Source organism: Pseudomonas sp. FW305-7 (genome assembly GCF_058786735.1).
On record NZ_JBYSZA010000005.1, the window covers coordinates 1 to 18,380 of the forward strand.

Annotated in this window: 17 protein-coding genes and 2 tRNA genes; 5 read left to right on the plus strand and 14 right to left on the minus strand. The window is 59.4% G+C overall.

Annotated elements, in window-relative coordinates; genetic code table 11:
• Positions 1–2 precede the first annotated feature (2 nt).
• The 5 genes from AC3WMT_RS08525 to rluD all read right to left on the minus strand — a co-directional run bounded on the left by AC3WMT_RS08525 (position 3) and on the right by rluD (position 4,835).
• Positions 3–76, minus strand: a tRNA-Pro gene (locus AC3WMT_RS08525).
• A 9-nt stretch (positions 77–85) separates the two neighbouring features.
• Positions 86–161: transfer RNA gene (locus AC3WMT_RS08530), tRNA-Asn, on the minus strand.
• 296 nt (positions 162–457) lie between these two features.
• On the minus strand, positions 458–3,022 hold the full coding sequence (gene clpB / locus AC3WMT_RS08535; RefSeq protein WP_103303580.1) for an ATP-dependent chaperone ClpB: 2,565 nt from the start codon (positions 3,020–3,022) through the stop codon (positions 458–460).
• 131 nt (positions 3,023–3,153) lie between these two features.
• Positions 3,154–3,876 carry a peptidoglycan editing factor PgeF gene (gene pgeF / locus AC3WMT_RS08540; protein WP_103303581.1) on the minus strand — a complete coding sequence of 241 codons (723 nt, stop codon included), beginning with the start codon at positions 3,874–3,876 and terminating at the stop codon, positions 3,154–3,156.
• Positions 3,873–4,835 (minus strand): 23S rRNA pseudouridine(1911/1915/1917) synthase RluD, encoded by a 963-nt coding sequence (rluD, locus tag AC3WMT_RS08545; RefSeq protein WP_103303582.1) that lies wholly within the window; start codon positions 4,833–4,835, stop codon positions 3,873–3,875. Before rluD ends, pgeF begins: the two co-directional genes overlap by 4 nt.
• A 151-nt stretch (positions 4,836–4,986) precedes the next feature.
• On the opposite strand from rluD, the gene AC3WMT_RS08550 reads away from it, so the two are divergent.
• From AC3WMT_RS08550 to AC3WMT_RS08565, 4 genes are all read left to right on the plus strand, one after another.
• Positions 4,987–6,003, plus strand: coding sequence for an outer membrane protein assembly factor BamD (locus tag AC3WMT_RS08550; protein WP_093434846.1), 1,017 nt, complete (start codon positions 4,987–4,989; stop codon positions 6,001–6,003).
• Positions 6,004–6,129: 126 nt separating this feature from the next.
• Entirely contained in the window at positions 6,130–6,363 is a 234-nt protein-coding gene (locus AC3WMT_RS08555) for a PP0621 family protein (RefSeq protein WP_103303583.1), read from the plus strand.
• Positions 6,353–7,942, plus strand: a complete 1,590-nt coding sequence (locus AC3WMT_RS08560; protein WP_103303584.1) for a sensor histidine kinase — start codon at positions 6,353–6,355, stop codon at positions 7,940–7,942. The genes AC3WMT_RS08555 and AC3WMT_RS08560 overlap by 11 nt, the downstream gene beginning before the upstream one ends.
• On the plus strand, positions 7,939–9,285 hold the full coding sequence (locus AC3WMT_RS08565) for a sigma-54-dependent transcriptional regulator (protein WP_103303585.1): 1,347 nt from the start codon (positions 7,939–7,941) through the stop codon (positions 9,283–9,285). Before AC3WMT_RS08560 ends, AC3WMT_RS08565 begins: the two co-directional genes overlap by 4 nt.
• Before the next feature lie 58 nt (positions 9,286–9,343).
• On the opposite strand, the gene thiO is transcribed toward AC3WMT_RS08565, so the two are convergent.
• From thiO to AC3WMT_RS08600, 7 genes are read right to left on the minus strand one after another with little or no spacing between them, the layout of a single operon-like run.
• Positions 9,344–10,444: a glycine oxidase ThiO gene (gene thiO / locus AC3WMT_RS08570; RefSeq protein ID WP_103303586.1), complete on the minus strand. Its 1,101-nt coding sequence runs from the start codon at positions 10,442–10,444 to the stop codon at positions 9,344–9,346.
• A 57-nt stretch (positions 10,445–10,501) separates the two neighbouring features.
• Complete coding sequence (locus AC3WMT_RS08575; protein ID WP_103303587.1) at positions 10,502–10,903, minus strand: type IV pilin protein; 402 nt, start codon at positions 10,901–10,903, stop codon at positions 10,502–10,504.
• 15 nt (positions 10,904–10,918) lie between these two features.
• Positions 10,919–14,002: a pilus assembly protein gene (locus tag AC3WMT_RS08580; protein WP_103303588.1), complete on the minus strand. Its 3,084-nt coding sequence runs from the start codon at positions 14,000–14,002 to the stop codon at positions 10,919–10,921.
• Complete coding sequence (locus AC3WMT_RS08585) at positions 13,989–14,468, minus strand: pilus assembly PilX family protein (protein ID WP_103303589.1); 480 nt, start codon at positions 14,466–14,468, stop codon at positions 13,989–13,991. Before AC3WMT_RS08585 ends, AC3WMT_RS08580 begins: the two co-directional genes overlap by 14 nt.
• A gap of 11 nt (positions 14,469–14,479) precedes the next feature.
• Positions 14,480–15,193 (minus strand): PilW family protein, encoded by a 714-nt coding sequence (locus AC3WMT_RS08590; RefSeq protein ID WP_103303590.1) that lies wholly within the window; start codon positions 15,191–15,193, stop codon positions 14,480–14,482.
• Positions 15,190–15,639 (minus strand): type IV pilus modification protein PilV, encoded by a 450-nt coding sequence (gene pilV / locus AC3WMT_RS08595; protein ID WP_103303591.1) that lies wholly within the window; start codon positions 15,637–15,639, stop codon positions 15,190–15,192. Before pilV ends, AC3WMT_RS08590 begins: the two co-directional genes overlap by 4 nt.
• The gene (locus AC3WMT_RS08600; RefSeq protein WP_103303592.1) at positions 15,636–16,109 is read right to left on the minus strand and encodes a GspH/FimT family pseudopilin; all 474 of its coding nucleotides are present in this window, start codon (positions 16,107–16,109) and stop codon (positions 15,636–15,638) included. The genes pilV and AC3WMT_RS08600 overlap by 4 nt, the downstream gene beginning before the upstream one ends.
• 130 nt (positions 16,110–16,239) lie before the next feature.
• On the opposite strand from AC3WMT_RS08600, the gene AC3WMT_RS08605 reads away from it, so the two are divergent.
• Complete coding sequence (locus AC3WMT_RS08605; protein ID WP_103303593.1) at positions 16,240–16,794, plus strand: GspH/FimT family pseudopilin; 555 nt, start codon at positions 16,240–16,242, stop codon at positions 16,792–16,794.
• Here the strand turns inward: AC3WMT_RS08605 and ispH are convergent.
• Both ispH and fkpB read right to left on the minus strand, forming a co-directional pair.
• The gene (gene ispH / locus AC3WMT_RS08610; RefSeq protein WP_103303594.1) at positions 16,766–17,710 is read right to left on the minus strand and encodes a 4-hydroxy-3-methylbut-2-enyl diphosphate reductase; all 945 of its coding nucleotides are present in this window, start codon (positions 17,708–17,710) and stop codon (positions 16,766–16,768) included. The two genes, AC3WMT_RS08605 and ispH, sit on opposite strands and share 29 nt — an antisense overlap.
• Positions 17,711–17,940: 230 nt before the next feature.
• Positions 17,941–18,378 (minus strand): FKBP-type peptidyl-prolyl cis-trans isomerase, encoded by a 438-nt coding sequence (fkpB, locus tag AC3WMT_RS08615; protein ID WP_177431389.1) that lies wholly within the window; start codon positions 18,376–18,378, stop codon positions 17,941–17,943.
• Positions 18,379–18,380: the final 2 nt, after the last annotated feature.

Below are 18,380 nucleotides of genomic sequence, written 5' to 3' on the forward strand. Positions count from 1 at the left end.
GGTCGGGGTAAGGGGATTCGAACTCCTGACATCCTGCTCCCAAAGCAGGCGCGCTACCGGACTGCGCTATACCCCGGCTTGAAATTGGCTCCGTGACCAGGACTCGAACCTGGGACCCAATGATTAACAGTCATTTGCTCTACCGACTGAGCTATCACGGAACTACATATTTCAATTTACAACGGTGAAACTTACAGCTCTTAGACTTCGTTCGCATCGCTGCGTTCGTGTGTCTGAGGCGCGCTATTCTACAACCTAGATCACCTCTGTCAACCCCCTAAATTGCTTTCAAGTTAATGATTTGCAACTTATTTCAGATTTCTGCTCAGTGAGCTGAAACCCTGTGGGTGACTGACTGCGGGGCGCACTTTACAAGCCTTTTCCTTTGAGTTCAACAGCCTAACGAAAAAAAAGGCCCCACGATGTGGGGCCTTCCAATTTTCATTGACGCCTGGACTCAGTTGAAAACGATTTCGTCGTTCTCGACAGTGCCGGTCGCCGTGTCGCCTGGCATGAAGTGACCCGAGAGGATCAACTGCGCCAGCGGGTTTTCGATCCAGCGTTGAATCGCACGTTTCAAAGGACGCGCGCCATAGACCGGGTCGTAACCGACAGCAATCAGCTTGTCCATTGCTTCCGGACTCAGCTCCAGTCTCAATTCACGCTCGGCCAGACGCGCACGCAGACGACCCAACTGGATCTCGGTAATGCCCGCGATCTGATCCCGCGCCAGTGGCTCGAAGATCACCACCTCGTCGACCCGGTTGATGAACTCCGGACGGAAGTGCGACGTCAGCGCATCCATTACCGCTGCACGCTGCGCCTCACGATCACCGACCAGTTCCTGGATCTGCACCGAACCGAGGTTAGAGGTCATGACGATCACGGTATTGCGGAAATCCACCGTGCGGCCATGGCTGTCAGTCAGGCGACCATCCTCAAGCACCTGCAGGAGAATGTTGAACACATCCGGGTGCGCCTTCTCGACTTCGTCCAGCAGGATCACCGAGTAAGGCTTGCGGCGTACCGCTTCGGTCAGATAACCACCCTCTTCGTAACCGACGTATCCCGGTGGCGCACCGATCAAGCGAGCCACGGAATGTTTCTCCATGAACTCGGACATGTCGATCCGCACCATCGCCTCTTCGGTATCAAAGAGGAATTCGGCCAGCGCCTTGCACAGCTCGGTTTTACCGACACCGGTTGGGCCGAGGAACATGAACGAGCCGCTCGGGCGATTCGGGTCGGACAACCCGGCACGCGAACGCCGCACTGCGTTGGCCACCGCCACCACGGCTTCGTCCTGACCGATCACACGTTGGTGCAACAGGCTTTCCATCTTCATCAGCTTGTCGCGCTCGCCTTCGAGCATTTTCGACACGGGGATGCCGGTCCACTTCGAGACGACTTCAGCGATTTCTTCCTCAGTCACCTTGCTGCGCAGCAGCTGGTTTTCGCTCTTGCCGTGCTGATCGACCATTTGCAGACTGCGCTCCAGATCCGGGATCACCCCGTACTGCAACTCGGCCATGCGGTTCAGGTCGCCTTTGCGGCGTGCAGCTTCCAGTTCCTGACGCGACTGTTCGATCTTCTGCTGAATCTGCGCAGAACCCTGCACCTCGGCCTTTTCCGAGTTCCAGATTTCTTCCAGATCCGAGTACTCACGCTCGTGACGCTCGATTTCTTCCTGAAGTTTTTCCAAGCGTTTCTTCGCCGCGTCGTCGCTTTCTTTCTTCAGCGCCTGGGATTCCACCTTGAGCTGAATCAGGCGACGTTCCAGACGATCAAGCACTTCCGGCTTGGAATCGATTTCCATACGGATACGGCTCGCGGCTTCGTCGATCAGATCGATGGCCTTGTCCGGCAGTTGCCGATCAGTGATGTAACGATGGCTGAGCTTCGCTGCCGCGATGATCGCGCCGTCGGTGATCGCCACCTTGTGGTGAACCTCGTAACGCTCCTTGAGGCCACGCAGGATGGCGATGGTGTCTTCTTCGCTTGGCTCATCCACCAGAACTTTCTGGAAGCGTCGCTCGAGCGCTGCGTCCTTCTCTATATATTGGCGATACTCGTTGAGCGTGGTCGCGCCGACGCAATGCAACTCGCCGCGAGCCAGTGCAGGCTTGAGCATGTTGCCGGCGTCCATCGAACCTTCGCCCTTACCGGCGCCGACCATGGTGTGCAGTTCGTCGATGAACAGAATGATCTGCCCTTCCTGCTTCGACAGCTCGTTAAGCAGCGATTTCAGGCGTTCTTCGAACTCACCGCGATACTTCGCACCGGCAATCAGCGCGCCCATGTCCAGCGACAGCAGACGCTTGCCTTTGAGGCCATCCGGCACTTCGCCGTTGATGATGCGCTGGGCCAGACCTTCGGCGATGGCGGTTTTACCCACACCAGGCTCACCGATCAGCACCGGGTTGTTTTTGGTGCGGCGTTGCAGAACCTGAATGGTGCGACGAATTTCGTCGTCACGGCCGATCACCGGGTCAAGCTTGCCGTCTTCGGCACGCTTGGTCAGGTCAACGGTGTACTTGTCCAACGCCTGACGCGACTCTTCGTGGTTGGCGTCATTGACAGCCTCACCGCCGCGCAGGTTGTTGATCGCGTTTTCCAGGGCTTTCTTGCTCACGCCCTGGCCGAGCAGCAACTTGCCGAGCTTGCTGTTCTCGTCCATCGCGGCGAGCAACACCAGTTCGCTGGAAATGAACTGGTCGCCCTTCTGCTGGGCCAGGCGATCGGCCTGATTGAGCAGGCGCGCCAGATCCTGCGACATATTGACGTCGCCGGTCGGATTCTGGATTTTCGGTAATTGGTCGAGCTCTTTGGTCAGCTCTTTGCGCAAGCTGTTGACGTCGAAGCCCACCTGCATCAGCAGAGGTTTGATCGAACCACCCTGCTGTTCAAGCATGGCTTGCATCAAATGCGCTGGCTCGATGGCCGGATGATCGTGGCCAACGGCCAGGGATTGGGCGTCGGATAACGCCAACTGTAATTTGCTGGTTAAACGGTCTATACGCATGGGTCACCTTCCTTTTGAGCAGGCCGGACCTAAGAAACCATCCTGAATAAAGAAACCTGCCAGATACCACTGTAGATGCGGTCGATTCTGGGAGATTCAAGCGTCAGAGAGTTGATTCAGGTCAGGCAAGTCTAGCGGGTGAGCCAAACGAGGGAGGCAAAGCGACCGGTGCGCGACGCACGGCGGTAAGAAAAGAAGCGCGGATCGTTCACGGTGCAGAAACCGCCGCCATAAACCGCAGTGACACCTCGCTCAGCCAGACGCAGGCGCGCCAGCATATAGATGTCAGCCATGAACTTGCCGGCATTGCTGCTCGGTACAAAGGCATCGGCTGCTTCAGGCAATTGATTGATGAAGACCTCCAGAACTTCCGGGCCAACTTCAAATGCTTGCGGACCGATGGCCGGACCGAGCCAGACCAGTACGTCTTCTGCCGGTACATCCAACGTGTCGAGCGTCGCTTCCAGCACGCCCGCCGCCAGACCACGCCAACCGGCGTGCGCAGCGGCTACGCGAGTACCCGCGCGGTCGCAGAACAATGCCGGCAAGCAATCAGCCGTCATCGCCGCACAGGCAATTCCGGGGGTGGCCGTCCAACTGGCGTCGGCGGTCGCCACCACGCCTGGATCAGCATGGGCCACGGTGATTCCGTGCACTTGCTGCAACCAGGCAGGCTTTATAGAGAAGTGCTCAGTCAGACGCCGACGGTTCTCGGCAACGTCCTGCGGGCGGTCATCAACATGATCGCCCAGATTGAGACTGTCGAACGGCGCCTCGCTGACACCGCCCTCGCGGGTGGTGACACAGGCCCTGACGCTGGCCGGCGCGGGCCAGTCCGGCGTCAGCCAGTTCATCCGACGAAAGCCTCGCGATCCTGCTTGAGCAGGGTCAACAGCCAGACGAAGTCTTCCGGCAACGGCGATTCCCAGCTCATGCGCTGACCGCTCGTCGGGTGATCGAGTTCAAGGAACCGCGCGTGCAGAGCCTGCCGCGGGAAGTTCTTGAGGGTTTCGACCATGTTCAGGTTCGCCGCCGGCGGAATGCGGAAACGACCGCCGTACGCCGGGTCGCCCACCAACGGGAAGTTGATGTGCGCCATGTGTACGCGGATCTGGTGAGTTCGGCCGGTTTCCAGCTTCACCCGTACGTGGGTGTGGGAACGGAAACGCTCCAGCACGCGGTAGTGGCTGACGGCAGGCTTGCCGCCCTCCATCACCGCCATGCGCTGGCGCTGCTGGCCGTGACGACCGATCGGCGCGTTGATCTTGCCGCCGGCAGTCACTACGCCAATCACGATGCATTCGTAGATCCGGCTGACACTGCGGCTCTGCAACTGCGCAACCAGTTTTGTCTGTGCCTGAATGGTCTTGGCCACCACCATCAGACCGGTGGTGTCCTTGTCCAGACGATGCACGATACCGGCGCGCGGGACATTGATGATGTCCGGCACATGGTGCAGCAAGGCGTTGAGCAAGGTGCCATCGGCGTGACCGGCAGCCGGGTGCACCACCAGGCCCGCAGGCTTGTTGATTACCAGGATGTCGTCATCTTCATAGACGATGTCGAGCTCGATGTCCTGGGCGATCCACTCGCCCTGGGCTTCCTGCTCGGCAGTCAGCTCAAGGATGGCACCGCCATGCACGATGTCGCGAGGGCGGATGACCGCCCCGTCCACAGTCAGGCGACCTTCTTTGATCCAGGCGGAAAGGCGCGAGCGAGAGTGCTCAGCGAAGAGTTGGGCAGCGACTTGATCGAGGCGTTGGCCGCCCAATTCGGACGGCACCTCTGCGCGAAGTTCAATTTTATCGGACATGCTCTGACTGTGCGTCGGCACAGCTTTTGGTTTCGGCTGCGCGCTTGTGGTTAAATACGGCGTCTTTTGCCCCGAGGCTTTTCAACGGGGCGCTCATCATAACAGGACGGCCCCGCCCAAGACAGCGGCCGTCATAGGGACGCAAGCCGCCATGCAAGTGAAACACCTGCTGCTGATCGCCATCCTCGCATTGACCGCTGCTTGCTCATCGAAGGAAGTCGTAGACGAAAACCTCAGCGAAGCCGAGCTGTATCAGCAGGCTCAGACTGACCTGGACAACAACAGCTACACCAGCGCCACAGCCAAGCTGAAGGCTCTGGAGTCGCGTTATCCGTTCGGTCGCTACGCCGATCAGGCGCAGCTGGAACTGATCTACGCCAACTACAAGAACGCCGAGCCGGAAGCTGCAAAGTCCGCCGCCGAGCGTTTCATTCGTTTGCATCCGCAGCACCCGAACGTGGATTACGCGTACTATCTCAAAGGTCTGACTTCTTTCGACCAGGACGTCGGCCTGCTGGCGCGCTTCCTGCCGCTGGACATGACCAAGCGTGACCCGGGCGCCGCGCGCGACTCCTACAACGAGTTCGCCCAGCTGACCAGTCGTTACCCGAACAGCCGCTACGCGCCGGACGCCAAGCAGCGCATGATTTACCTGCGCAACCTGCTGGCGGCCTACGAGATCCACGTGGCCGACTACTACCTGACCCGTCAGGCTTACGTCGCCGCCGCCAACCGTGGCCGTTACGTAGTGGAAAACTTCCAGGAAACCCCATCGGTCGGCGACGGCCTGGCGGTCATGACTGAAGCCTACCAGCGTCTGCACCTGGACGATCTGGCGGCCACCAGCCTGGAAACCCTGAAGCTCAACTACCCGAACCACCCGAGCCTGCAAGACGGCCAGTTCGTGCCACGGGTTGCCGAGGCCGACAACCGTTCGTTCCTGAGCAAGGCGACTTTGGGTCTGATCGAGTCGCGTCCACCGCTGCCGCCGGGCGAAACCCGCGCCAACCAGGACGTGCAGAAGCAGTTCCAGGACGCGAAAGATGCGATCCCGAACGAGCTCAAGCCTAAAGACGAGAACGGCGACGTGATCGAAGAGCCGGAGCCGGAATCGAGCAACACCGACCGCTCGTGGTTCAGCTACATGACTTTCGGCGTGTTCGACTGATCACACCGGATGTACGGAAAAGGGAGATCTGCGGATCTCCCTTTTTCATTTCCGCGCTTTAATCCGCTGTGCGCTGGTCAGGTCCTTGGCTAAACTGCCGGATCATCAATCGAAAAGCTGCTCATCATGCTTCGTTTATTATTCTGGATCGCCCTGATTTTTGCTGCGGTATGGCTGTGGCGCAAATTCAAGGCCCCTGCATCGTCCGCGCCCTCCCCTCGCCAGCAAGACGCTTCGCCGATGGTGCGCTGCGCCCATTGTGGCGTACACCTGCCCCGTGATCGTGCGCTGAGCCTTCAACAACAGTGGTATTGCAGCCAGGCTCACCTCGAGCAAGGCCCGGGTGCCAGTGATCGCTGAGGTCGCCAACGCCGATCAGAAACAGGCTCAGCGTCTGCTGCGCCTTTATCATCTTTACCGTTTGAGTGTCGGCATCACGCTGGTGCTGCTGATCTCCAGCAATATGGACAATCGCCTGCTGACGTCGGCCAACGACGATCTGCTGCGCGGCGGCAGTTGGCTGTATCTGGTGCTGAACATCCTGCTGGTGGTGTTCCTTGAGAACACCCGGCGCCCGGCCCAGCTATTCAGTCTGGCGCTGGTGGATGTGCTGCTGTTGTGTGGCCTGTTCTATGCGGCGGGTGGCGTGGCGAGTGCCCTCGGCAATTTGCTGGTGGTCTCGGTGGCGATCAGCAACACCCTGCTGCGCCGACGCATCGGCCTGCTGATCGCGGCCATTGGCGCCCTCGGCATTGTCGCCTTGAGCTTTCTGCTGAGTTTCAGCCATCCCCTGAGCGCCAATGAATATTTGCAGGCCGGCACCCTTGGCGCATTGTGTTTTGCCGCGTCGTTGCTGGTGCAGGGGCTGATCCGGCGACTGGAAGTCAGTGAAACCCTGGCCGAGCAGAAAGCCAGTGAAGTGGTCGGACTGGAAGCCCTCAACGCGCTGATCCTGCAACGCATGCGCACCGGGATTCTGGTACTCGACGCGCAACGTCGGGTGCAACTGGCCAACCAGAGCGCGCAGACCTTGCTCGCGCAGTCGCATCTTCAAGGCCATTTGATCGACGATTACTCCACCGCGCTGGTCGATCGCCTGCAACTGTGGATGAACAACCCGACCCTGCGTCCGCAAAGCCTGAAAATCCCCGGTAACGGCCTGGAACTGCAGCCGAGCTTTATCGCCCTCGAACAGAGCCCCAACCAGCAAACCCTGGTGTTTCTCGAAGACCTCGCGCAAATCGCCCAACAGGCCCAGCAACTGAAACTCGCTGCGCTGGGGCGTTTGACCGCCGGTATCTCTCACGAAATTCGCAATCCACTGGGCGCCATCAGTCACGCCGCGCAGTTGCTGGGCGAATCCGAGGAACTCGATGGCGCAGATCGGCGTCTGACGCAGATTATTCAAGATCACTCCAAACGCATGAATCGAGTCATCGAAAACGTCCTGCAACTGTCTCGTCGCCAGCAGAGCGCACCGCAACGCCTGGATCTCAAACCATGGCTGGAAAACTTCGTCGCCGAAAGCCGCGAACAGGCCACCGAGCGCCAGCAGATTCATTTGCGGATCCACTCGGGCGACTTCACCACCCTGATGGACCCGAATCAGCTCACACAAATTCTCGACAATCTGTTACGTAATGGCTGGCGTCACAGCGGACTTCTGCACGAGCAAGCCGAAGTCTGGCTGGCCTTGTTCATTGACCCCGACAGCCAGTTGGCGGTGCTCGAAGTGCAGGACAACGGCCCTGGCGTGGCGCTTGATGAACAGGCCCATCTATTCGAACCGTTCTTCACCACCAGCAGCCAGGGCACCGGCCTTGGGCTTTATCTGTCCCGTGAGCTGTGCGAAAGCAACCAGGCGCGCCTAGACTTCAAACCACGCCAAGGCGGCGGCTGCTTTCGCATCACCTTTGCTCACGGACGGAAACAAAGTTGAACACGAGCCCACGGCAAAAAATCCTCATCGTCGACGACGAACCGGATATCCGCGAACTCCTGGAAATCACCCTGGGACGGATGAAACTCGACACCTTCAGCGCACGCAATCTGACGGAAGCCCAGGCGCTGTTGCACCGCGAAACGTTCGACCTGTGCCTGACCGACATGCGCCTGCCCGACGGCACGGGTCTGGAGTTGGTACAGCACATCCAGCAACGTTATCCACAATTGCCGGTGGCGATGATCACCGCCTATGGCAGCCTCGAAACGGCAATCAACGCGTTAAAGGCCGGGGCGTTCGACTTCCTCACCAAACCGGTGGACCTGACCCGGCTGCGCGAACTGGTCGCAACGGCCCTGCGCATGCCGGCGGAGGGAGGCGTTTCGACCACGATTGATCGACGGCTGCTGGGTGATTCATTGCCAATGCGTAATCTGCGCAAGCAAATCGACAAGCTCGCTCGCAGCCAGGCACCGGTGTACATCAGCGGCGAATCCGGCAGTGGCAAAGAGTTGGTGGCGCGACTGATCCACGAACAAGGCCCGCGTGCCGGTCAGCCATTTGTGCCGGTGAACTGCGGGGCGATTCCGTCGGAGCTGATGGAAAGCGAGTTTTTCGGCCATCGCAAAGGCAGCTTCACCGGGGCTGTCGAGGACAAACCGGGGCTGTTTCAAGCCGCGCAGGGCGGCACGCTATTTCTTGATGAGGTGGCGGACTTGCCACTGTCGATGCAGGTGAAACTGCTGCGAGCAATTCAGGAGAAAGCCGTGCGCAGCGTGGGCGGTCAGCAGGAAACCGTGGTTGATGTGCGGATTCTCTGTGCAACCCACAAGGACCTCGATGCGGAGGTCACCGCCGAGCGCTTTCGCCAGGACCTCTATTACCGTCTCAACGTGATCGAACTGCGTGTGCCGTCCCTGCGCGAACGCCGCGATGACATTGAAGTGCTAGCGGCGCACATGCTCAAGCGCTTGGCCAAGGATACCGGTCAACCGGCGGCACGCCTGCATCCGCAGGCCCTGGAGGCACTGAAGAGTTATCGCTTTCCGGGCAATGTACGGGAACTGGAAAACGTCCTCGAACGGGCACATACCTTGTGCGAGAACCGCGTGATCGAGACTGAAGATCTACGATTGAGCGAGGGTAACTGCACGGCGGATGGCGCGATTGCCGATCTGACGCAGATCGACAATCTGGAAGATTATCTGGAGAACGTCGAACGCAAACTGATCTTGCAGGCACTGGAGGAAACCCGCTGGAACCGGACGGCGGCTGCGCAGCGGTTGAGCCTGTCGTTCAGGTCGATGCGTTATCGCCTGAAAAAACTCGGTCTGGACTGAAGACCTCATCGCGGGCTTGCCCGCGATGGCGGCCTTACAGAAACCCATAAACATCAGACTAGATGCGCCCGGTCGGCGCATACGGCGCCGGATCAATAATCGGCGTGCGCCCCAGCATCACATCGGCAAACAACTGACACGACGCCGGCGCCAGCACCAAGCCGTTGCGGTAATGACCGCAGTTCAGCCACAAGCCCTCATGCCCCGGCACACGGCCAATGTACGGAATCCCTTCGGGTGATCCTGGCCGCAATCCAGCCCAATGCCCGACCACTTCGGCATCCGCCAAAGCAGGTATCAGCTCCTCGGCCGAAGCCTTGAGGCTTTGCAGCGCCACATCGGTCGGCGTCTTGTCGTAGCCTTCGTGCTCCAGCGTACTGCCGATCAGGATGTGACCATCACGACGCGGAATCGCATAACGCCCCTTGGCCAGCACCATGCTCGGCAGGAAATCCGCCGCACATTTGTAAAGGATCATCTGGCCCTTGACCGGTTCGACCGGCAACGACAGGTTCAACGTCTTGAGCAGATCGCCGCTCCACGCACCCGCGGTCAGCACCACCTCATCGCCAGAGATCACGCCCGTGGACGTCTGTACGCCAACCACCCGCTCATCCTCGCGAACAAACCCGCTGACTTCGCACTGCTCGTGAATGGTCACGTTCGGCAGCGCCAACAGCGCGGCTTTCAGTGATTTGACCAAACGCGGGTTTCTGACATTGGCCACATCGGCCATGTAGATCGCTCTCGAAAATCCACTGCCAAGCACTGGAACTGCGTCGTGCGCCGCCGAGATATCCACAGCCCGCAACGGGCGATTTTCGCGCTCGGCCCAGGCCAGGGCTTCAGCTTCGTCATCCAGATCCAGCCAATACAGGCCGGTGGTGTGAACCTCAGGATCAACCCCGGTATCAGCCAACAGGCGCTCGCCGAGCTGTGGATAAAAATCCTGCGACCAATGCGCCAGCGCGGTGACTGCCGGGCTGTAGCGCCACGGATACAGCGGAGAAACGATGCCGCCACCGGCCCAGGACGATTCCTGGCCGACGCTCGAACGATCCAGCAGCACCACGCTGCGCACTTCGGAAGCAAGATTGTAGGCGGTCAGCAGGCCAATCACCCCGCCACCGACAATCACCACTTGCTGTTGCCTGGTCATGTTTGATCCAACCGTAAAAAAGACAGTGGGCGCAAAAGGCGCCCGAAAGAAAGCGCCTCAGCGGCCCCAGCAATCCTTGGTGGTCAGCCCGGTAGTCGCGTTGTTCATGCTTCTGACACCCGTGTTGGTCAGGGTGAAATCCCCGCACTTGTCAGTCGCCATGGCCGTGCCCGTCTTGCGGGTAGCAGTCAGCAGGAAGGTCTGGTCGGTGATGGTCGGCGTGATCGTATAAAAATCGTTGCCTGCACTCAGACCGGTGATGCCGGTGTAGATATTGTTCTTGGTGTAGAAACGTTCGAGGCTCTGCGCCTGTTCCGACAGCAGCGATACCACTTCGGCGCGACGGCCCTTCTTCACGTATTCGGTGTAGCTTGGAATGCCGATGGTGAGCATGATCCCGATGATCGCAATCACAATCATGATTTCGATCAGGGTAAAGCCTCGGTTGGATCTGCGCATGCCTCAAACTCTCGCTTACTGTATTTGTCGCCACATGATACGACGGCTGCCGCCGCCGGATTTTTCCACCAGGGTGGTAATGCCGCCACTGGAGTCGTTCACAATCTTGCGCGTTGCGCCGTTGACGATGGCGTTCAGGGTCGGAATGCCGCCGGTGAATATCACGCCACTGGAAATCGTGTCATTGCTGTCGACCACACCATCGTTGTTGGTATCGAGCACCGCGTAGTTGAGCATCTTACCGCTGAACGCATCGAGTTCGACCAGTTTGCCAGTGCCGAAGCTGGAACAGGGGTCGGTGGTGTCGACGCTCGCCGTGGTGAAGATGATCCGCCCAAGCACCAGACTGGCCTGATTGATTACCCGCTCGCCAGTCAGCGCGTTGTTATACACCAACGGCAGGTACCAACCCTTCTCGCCCGGGTACGTCGTGTCGTTCTGGGTCGTGGTGATGAATTGCCCGGTACTGCCAGAGAACACGCCCGTCACTGCCTGTGCCTGCAAACTGCTGACGGTGAGCTGCCCCGAGCCACCATCGGCATCCCACACCGAGTAGAACGCCTGCAAATCCTTGTTGGTCTTGTCGGCGGTTTCGTTGAACTTGCCGGTGCCGACGAAAATCTGTTTGCCGCCCAGAGAATTGTCAGCCAGCAACGGTTGCGCAGTAATTGGCTGAGTCGCCCCACCCGCCGTTGTGAATAACGGCTTGCCGGAAAACGCCACGCCCCAACTGTCGGTCGATGTCGCGCTCAGGTCGAACTTCCACAGTCGCCCTTTCAAGTCACCGCCATAGGCAGCCTGCACGACATTCTGCGAATTGACCTTGAGCTTCACCGAGGACAGGCCGTTGGTGGTTTCCGTACTGTCGATGACGATTTTCTTGATCAGTGACCCATCCCGCACATCCAGCACATACAGCGCCGCCACGCCCGAGTTGCTGCCGTAACCGTTGGCGATAAAGGCTGCCCAACGCCCATCGGCCAAGCGTGCCACTTCCGGCCGCGCATAGGCGTAACCCAGATCATTAAAAGCGTTGGCGGTGCTGGCGGTGGCCGGTGCACTGACTTCCCAAAGTGCGCGAAGAACGTTGCCCGCCGAAGCGTCGAACAGTTGCAATGCATAGAATGTCTTGCCGCCAGCACCGGTGCCGCCGATGGCGAGGGTTTTCCAGGCACTGTTGAGTTGCGCGTCAAACACGCCAACCTGACCGTCCACCAGAAACTTGTGGCTGACGCCGTTGATGTAGGTCGGATCGGCAATCAGGCGCAGAGACGGCAACACGCTGGACGGCATGTAGGCGTAACGCCGGGTGCCGTTGGCCGAGTTGATCACGTTGACGAAACCGTCGTTGGCGTTCACCACCAGACTGGCACTCATGTTCGCCGCCTTAGTGGTCAGGTAACTGGTGTAAGTGGTATCGCCAGACAGGTCGGAGGCGGTTTTATCCGTAGGTGAAGCCAGCACCAGTGGCGAGTTGATGATGTCGCCCAGCAACACACTGCGCACCTTGAGCCCGGTCTTGTTGGTGCCTTTGCTCCATTCCACCAGATCATTGCCGGTGATGCCGGTGGGCAGACCTTGGCCCAGCGTGGTCTGTTGTGTCGCGGAAAAATTGCCGTAAGCCAGCGTCACCGCCACGTTGCTGGTGGTATTCCACGACTGGTAAGCCGGCGCGGTAGCGCTCGGAACGATGGTGGTGTCGGTGGTCCAGAGGGTCGCAGATGTATTGACTGCGCCCGCCGAGTTAAAGCCGAAGGACTTGATCGTGCCACGCCAGTCCTTGGGGTCGTAACTGGTCTGGAAATAACTGGTGCCGCTGGCCAGTGTGGTGCCGCTGGTGACACCACTGCCCCCGGAACCGGCCTTGGAGGTGATGTCGCTGAGTGCCGACGACAGTGCGGCATTGAGACCGGTGCTGTCGGTCGCCTGATAGTAGCGGCCCTGCCCGTAACTCGCCGCATCCGAGAGCATGTCGTTATCAGCGGTGAAACCCACGGTGTAGGTGTTCATGTTCTGCTTGGGAAAATCCACCGCGTTCCAGCTCTTGCCTGCCGCGTCGGTGCCGGTCGAGCGCATGTCGATATCGAAGGCGAATTTGGCGATGTCATCCAGATACAGCGTGTCGCCTTCGTTATCGCCATTGAGGTTATTGCCGTCATTGTTGACGCCATCCCAGTTGGGCAAGCGGCTGCCGCCTAAGGGGTCGTTGGTCGGGAACGTACGGTCGTAGGTCGGCAAACCGTCGGTGATCACCACGCCATAGTTTCTCTGGCAGCGGTACTGAATCGGGCTGGTATAGGTGGCTGGCGTGGAGTTGTAATACGGCGCCATGCCGCGCATGTAGCGGGTGATTTCGTAATAGGTTTCGGCCAATGGCGTGTTGGCCACGGCACTCAAGTTATTGATCGCTGAAATGAGCGCGTTGTAGTTGGTGTCCGCCTGGGCCTGGGTGACGCTGCCGGATACTGGCGACAGATCGGCGATGGAACGGGCAATGTAGCCACCATTGCCGGAGTTGTTGCTGGTGGCCGGATTGAACGTCGACAGGCCCATGCGCAGGGTCCGGTTACTGGTAACCAGCGCCGTGGAAACGTTGCGCGCAACGTTAATGCGGTAGTCGTTGGGGATTGCCCCGTTGGTGAAATCCCGGATGCCGTTATTGATGGCCAGCCCGACCACGTAAGAAATGTAATCCCCTGAATAGCGGGTGTTGCCGCTGCCCACAGGATCCGGCAGTTTCAGGCATAGCGGCGCCAGGCTGTTGTTGTAGAACGCGTATGCCCCGCCGGAACACCCCGAAGTCGGCAAGCTCGATAGAAATATCGGATCACCGGTGATCGCCGTCGAACTCAGGCACAAGCCGAGCAACGCGTTACATTGCCGGGCCGGTGTGCGATCGACAGTCGGATCGAACCCCGCCGCGTAAATGATGCTGTTCATACTCCCCGAGTCGTCGATCAGCAGCATGACGTTGGGTGGCACCGCCGCCGCACTCAGCAGTGGCGAGTCGGACGGCGTGAACGCCCAGGCCGGTGCGGCCAGATACAAACTCATCAGTATGCCAATCAGCAGCGATCCGCAGCGTTCAATACTTCGCATAGACACTCTCCACCACGCTACGCGAAGTGCCGGCAATGCCGACAGCGGTCACCCGATACAGCGTTGCCGAAGTGTTGCTCGGTACATTGACGGCGGTGAGTGTCGTCCCGATGTTCTGCACACCATAAAAGCCATTGCCCGCTGCGATCCAGGTCACCCCCGAGGTCGAATTGAGCCCCGCCGCACTGACCACTGATGACTCTGCCGGCGGCGCACATTGCGTCGTGCCGCTGCACACCGCCAACGAATAACTGTCCAGTTGCACTGCGCTCTCGCCCACGCGCAACGCTGCTTCGGCGGTCTGGAACGACTGATTGCGCAGGCTCACGCTACCGGCCATTTTTTCCTGCAGGTTGGCACTCTGCATCGACGACAGCCCGATCAGCGTCAGCAGCAGCAGAAACACCAGACTGACCAGAAGCACCATGCCGCGCTGTGCCTGACGCTGATGCAAAGAAATCATCATCGCTCAGGCCCTCATTGCAAGCGGTTGCGCAAGGCGGCAACCACGTTGAAGGTTTGATTGCTCACCCGGTTATTCGGATCGGTGAGGGTCAGGCTCAGACGCACACTGCGAATACGTGCCGGATCGCTGGGATTGGCGCTGTAAGTCGATGCCGCGACATCCGTCGCAGAACTGGCCAGACCAAACGTCACGTTGAACGCACTGACGTTGTTGACCAGCACCTGCTGGGTTGGCGTACCGCTGCCGGTACCCATCAGGATCTGGTTGTTACTGAAGTTGTAGATCAGACGCCGGATCGGGAAAGCGATCTGCCCGGTCGCCGGACTCCGCAAGCCGGTATAGGCCGTCGCGCTGTTACGGCAATCGGACAGCACCGTCCAGGTAGGCGTGCCACCGCCACTGCCGACATCCGAGGTCACCAGGGTCAGTTTGAGATTGGCATTGTCCCAACTGATCGGTGTGATCTGCGCCGCATTGAAATCCCCGGCCGTGCTCGAGTCGGTGATAGTGCCTAGGCATCCGAACATGCCCACCATGCGTATTTCCTGAATCATCTTGCTCAACACAAAACGTGCGTCCTCCTGCATGGCGGCGGCGCTGTTCTGACTGACATAAGTGTTTTTTGCCGCGATGAACGTCTGCACCACGCCCAATACCACGATCAGCCCCAGTGCCAGAGCGATCAGCAATTCAATCAGACCGAAACCCTGGTTTTGGCGCTTCATGGTGTGGCCACCGGATCCACCGCAGCGCGGCTGCTCAGCACAAAACTGCGCTGGGCACTGGCGGTATTCGCTGCCCGGGCGTCACTCCAGGTGATGGTGATCGTGTAGACCCGTTGGTTGAGAGTGATGCTGCCGGTGGCCGTCGGCCCGCCGAAATTGACGATGTTGGTGGTGAAGTCGTAGAGATCCTGATCACGTGTCACGCCGAGGTTACCGGAGGTCGGTGGCGTGACCGTGTAATCGGCGCCGGAGTTGGCGCGGATGCGGTCCATCATGTCGTAGGCGATGAAACTGGCCTGACTGGTCATGCGTGAACTGTCGGTGTACTTCAGTGCATTCAATTGCACCGCCGCCGCCCCCAGCAGTCCGACCGTCAGAATCAGCAACGCGACCAACACTTCAATCAGCGTCATGCCTTGCTGTACGCCCTTGCTCCCTGCCCTCATCCGCAACTTCCACCCAGTTGAATTCGTCCGTTCAAACACACGTTCAGCGTCCTGCTTTGCGTGCCCAACGTGTAACTGATGGCCACCGCCGTGGACGGCGCCGCCAGACCTCCCAGATTGTTGAAATCCAGCGCGGTCACTCCAGAGGTTAGCGTCAGAGTCGCACCACTGCTCATTGCCGGAACAACCCGCAACACATTGGCCGGAGTGCCAGTACTGTCGTAGACCGACAATTCGCCGGTCCAGACGCTGCCCCCGGCGGTTGGCCGCAGGCGGGTGGTCACGCCTCGATCAATGGCCTCAAGTCTTGCGAAATTGATTGCCCGCTGCAGGTCGCCCATTTCCGTATCGGCTTTGCTGCCTTGTATCGAGCGGGTAAATGCCGGCACCGCCAGAGTGATCATGATCACGAAGATGGCAATCGCGACCAGCAACTCGATCAGCGTGAAACCTTTTGTACGATGATCCATCGGTGCCCTCCGTTGCCGTCGGCTATACCTGCTTCTACACGCTAGAACATTCAACCGACCTGTGTCGGTTGATTTGCCCTGCCCGGCGCACGGATCGCGTCAACCACCGCACTCCATGGAGGGAGTTTTCATGTCGCAACAGGGATTCAGCCTGATCGAACTGCTTATGGGACTGGCGATTGGCGCAATTGTTCTGCTGCTGGTCAGTCCGGCGTTTGCCACACTCACGGAGTCGAACCATCGGGATGAGGCCGCGCAATCCCTGCTCTACGGTATTCGCCATGCCCGAACGCTGGCGCTCACCCACAATCAGAGTGTGGTGATTCATGCCATCAACGGCGACTGGGGTCAGGGCTGGCGGATCGTGCTGGATATCAGCGGCAAGGGGCCGGGAGACAGCAGCAATCCGCTGCTGGTAGAGCGTGCGATTGACGCGAAGGTGCCCATTGTCGGCAACTGGTCGGTGAGTCGTTATGTGCGGTTCAGCAATCTGGGCCAACCGCTGATGCCCGGGCGGGCCTTTCAGGCAGGGACTTTACATGTCTGTTCGATTCGCGAGCCGGTCAGCCAGCATCAGATCGTACTGGCGGCGACCGGTCGGGTGCGCCTGGGCAGTGACAAGACTGAACAGGCGCTGTGTCAGAAAACCAAAAACGTCAGATCGAACGGACGCGCAGCTCTTTAGGCATCGAGAACGTGATGTTCTCTTCGCGACCGGCCAGCTCATCGGCACCGGTAGCGCCCCAGGCCTGCAACTGCTGAATCACACCACGCACCAGGACTTCCGGAGCAGAGGCACCGGCGGTGATGCCGATGCGCTCGACGCCATCGAACCAGCTCTTTTGCAGGTCTTCGGCGCCGTCGATCAGGTAGGCCGGTGTGGCCATGCGTTCAGCGAGCTCACGCAAGCGGTTGGAGTTGGAACTGTTCGGGCTGCCGACCACCAGCACCACGTCGCATTCGTCGGCCAGTTGCTTGACCGCGTCCTGACGGTTTTGCGTGGCGTAGCAAATGTCGTCCTTGCGTGGGCCGCCGATAGCCGGGAAGCGCGTGCGCAACGCATCGATGACCCGGCTGGTGTCATCCATCGACAGGGTGGTCTGGGTGACAAAGGCCAGCTTTTCCGGGTTATGCACTTGCAGTTCGGCGACGTCTTTTTCGTCTTCGACGAGATAGATCGCGCCACCGTTGCTGGCGTCGTACTGACCCATGGTGCCTTCGACTTCCGGGTGACCGGCGTGGCCGATCAGGATGCATTCACGCCCGTCGCGGCTGTATTTCGCCACTTCGATATGCACCTTGGTCACCAGTGGGCAAGTGGCGTCAAACACCTTCAGGCCACGGCCGGCGGCCTCGGTGCGCACGGCTTGCGATACGCCGTGAGCACTGAAAATCACGATGACATCGTCCGGCACCTGATCCAGTTCTTCGACGAAAACCGCGCCACGACTGCGCAGGTCTTCGACGACGAACTTGTTGTGCACCACTTCATGACGCACGTAGATCGGCGGCCCGAAAACTTCCAGGGCGCGGTTGACGATTTCGATCGCCCGGTCCACGCCGGCGCAGAAGCCACGGGGGTTGGCGAGTTTGATTTGCATGCTGTGCCTCGTGTCTTGCGCGCAAGAAAATAGATCATTGCAGTCCCTGTGGGAGCGGGCTTGTTGTGGCGAGGGGATTTATCCCCGATCGATTACGAAGCAATCGTAAAACCCGACAGCGCTTTCCCGTTAAAGATCTCGGTGCCTGGTTTTGGGAAGCTTCGCCCCCCATCGAGGATGAATCCCCTCACCACAACAAGTCCACTTCCACAGTGGCTATGCGTTGTTGCTTACAGCGCTTTGACGTTGATGATCTCGACGTCAAAGGTCAGCGTCTTCCCCGCCAGCGGGTGGTTGAAGTCGACGGTCACTTGCGCGTCATCGAATTCTTTCACCACGCCCGGCAGCTCAGTATTGGCCGCATCGTTGAAGATCACCAGCAAACCCGGCGACAGTTCCATGTCGGCAAACTGCGAACGCGGAATAACCTGCACGTTCTGCGGGTTCGGCTGGCCGAAGGCGTTTTCCGGCTCGACGGTCAGCGTACGCTTGTCACCGGCCTTGAAACCGAACAGCGCCGCTTCGAAACCCGGCAGCAGGTTGCCGTCGCCGACCTTGAAGGTCGCCGGGGCCTTGTCGAACGTACTGTCGACGGTGTCGCCGTTCTCCAGGCGCAATGCAAAGTGCAAAGTGACTTCCGTGTTCTGGCCGATGCGTTGCTCAGCCAATA